General features: G+C 34.4%; 2 protein-coding genes. Both read right to left on the reverse strand.

The window, feature by feature from the left end:
- Window positions 1-496: 496 nt before the first annotated feature.
- Window positions 497-880, reverse strand: a complete 384-nt coding sequence (locus tag NUV40_00015) for a HEPN domain-containing protein (protein ID MCR4342277.1) — start codon at window positions 878-880, stop codon at window positions 497-499.
- Entirely contained in the window at window positions 877-1,215 is a 339-nt protein-coding gene (locus tag NUV40_00020) for a nucleotidyltransferase domain-containing protein (GenBank protein ID MCR4342278.1), read from the reverse strand. Before NUV40_00020 ends, NUV40_00015 begins: the two co-directional genes overlap by 4 nt.
- Window positions 1,216-2,051 lie beyond the last annotated feature (836 nt).

Raw genomic sequence — 2,051 nt, forward strand, 5'->3', positions numbered from 1 at the left:
TTCAATTTAGCAACTAATACAAGATATCATATATATCAGATCTGTACTTTATAAATACAATAGTGGTATGTCAAGTATGATAGTTGAGGAACTTTCTTGATTATCTTTATTCAAATTATGCAAATGTGGATAACCCAAAAAATCATCAACTCCACCCACGCCCCCTCATTGTGAAGTTGCTGCGACTATAACTCGTACAAATTACGAATAAATTTAAGGATTATGGAATTTAGGTATTAAGGGAGTTAAGAAAAATGCCCGGATGGGTTTACGCCCGCCCTGGTGCGATCTGCCCTGCGGTCTGGGCCAGGGAGTGACGTGCTCTGTCATTAAGCCACGTGGGCAATATCTATTCGTGTGAAATGTTTACAACTATTGGTTTGAATACAACTTCAGGATATCTTTATATTATCCAATTATAATAGTAACAATTATATCATTATTTCTTGCGACGAAAAATAATGTTTCTCCCTTGATCGTCGTTTCTATACCAGCATCAGGAGTTCTTTAATACATTTTCTATTTCCTTAACAAACGACTTTGCTGAGTTTATTTGTTCCTGTGCCTCCTCTTTTGAAATAATAACAAAGTCGGCATAATCACTTCTTTCACGTACAACTTTAGCGCCAGTCAGCAATTTACTCATCTCTCTCTTAACCACGCCTGTTTTTACAAAATGTTGATTAAATAGAGCAATGATACCAGTATGCTTTGAACTATCGAGTCCTTTCGTTGCCAATAACGCCCTTGCTGCCGAAAAAATGCCATAATAAGAGCGTGAAGCAGAGTCTTTATACTTCCCATTATTGAAGAGTATTTCTGCAGACTCTATCTTTTCTTTACCGTCTTCCAACCTGTACTTTGCTAAATCATAATTCACAGAACGACCCCGTCCTTTTCTGCATTTATAATAAACGGAGACTCTAACTCTTTATTTTTATTATATTCAAATTCTGAAAGAATAATTGGTGATATCTTTTCATCATAAAAAGGATCGACAGAATAAAGGATATCAATGACTTTCCTTTTATCTGACAAGTAGTCTTTTACTATGATCAAGATATCAATATCTGATTCACTGCCAAAATCTCCTCTTACTTTAGAGCCTATTAATTTTATCAGTATCAGATTCGCTCCTAACACGGATTTAAGTTTGGCAGAAAACCTTTCTACTGTCGTTTTTTCCTTTTCCGTTAAGAAGTTTTTTTTAATCATAGATCAATCCTCTTTATAATATTCTGAACTCATTCCGCATAAACAATACAAGTATTCTTGTGATATTAGCATGCTAAAACAATATACGTCCGTATTCAAGGCAAAAATATGTGGTATGGGCATGTGCTTTTACATAAGAATATTTGGGTATGTCCAAACGGTCTCATTAAAACGATTAAAAGGGGTCACACGTTTTCTTACTTGGATAAAAACTAATAGTAAAATACGAGTGCCACACTAATAAAAGGTGACACCCGTTGATAAGAAACTAATGATTAAAAATTATTACTTCTTTTTATTGTTATTGTTCTTCTTATGACCAACTGCTACTGTCATCGTCACTGCCTTCTCCCTGCATAATGTTTTATGCGCTTGTTCGTTTTTTATTTTTATAGCACCATATCAGCTATTTCTCTGTCTGTCTTTATGAGATCATTAACTATGGTTGATACATCTTCTTGTTTCTTCTCGGCTATTTTTTCAACAAAAGAATAAGCTTCAGAATCCGATAAACTGGTAAATTAAGCTTCACATCGGACTTATAGAACTTGCCTCGTTCTCCTTTTGAAAAATCATATTCTTTTTCCATCGATTTCCCTCCAAATATTGTTGTTTTTCCAGTTATTTTTGCCTTTTCGAAATCCAAAGCAAAATTGTATTGCAAAATATTTTAATCCTTATTGTTTAAGCTAATGCGGGACGAACGTCGCAAATAACTTGCACATTTAGTAGTGAGTAGCGCGAACAAGGAGTGTGTCAATGTTGATTTTCATTGTTATGTGTTTTCTTTCTCCGTTTTTTCTATAGTTGCACTTAGTTTTTGATATACACCGAGC

The organism is Patescibacteria group bacterium (assembly GCA_024654625.1).
Classification (GTDB): Bacteria; Patescibacteriota; Minisyncoccia.